The organism is Anoxybacillus sp. LAT27, assembly GCF_022030075.1.
Lineage (GTDB): Bacteria > Bacillota > Bacilli > Bacillales > Anoxybacillaceae > Anoxybacillus > Anoxybacillus kestanbolensis.
Genome location: NZ_JAIWYK010000360.1, coordinates 1 through 228 on the forward strand (window position 1 = coordinate 1; position 228 = coordinate 228).

Below are 228 nucleotides of genomic sequence, written 5' to 3' on the forward strand. Positions count from 1 at the left end.
TGTACATGCAAAATTCTCCGCAGTTTGTCATCTCCTACTATGCCATTTTGCGCGCTGAAGCGATCGTCGTGCCGATCAATCCGATGAACACCTCAGAGGAGCTTTCCTTTTACGTCAATGATTGCGAAACGAGAGTCGCCATCGTTGGACAGGAGCTGCTTGACAAAGCGGCCCCGCTCCTTGGACGAACGGCGTTGGAACAAATCATCGTCGCCGCTTATTCTGATT

General features: G+C 50.9%; 1 protein-coding gene. It reads left to right on the forward strand.

The annotated features are described in order from the left end of the window. A partial coding sequence (locus LD028_RS09790) for an AMP-binding protein (protein WP_237811707.1) occupies positions 1-228 on the forward strand: 228 nt, incomplete at both ends.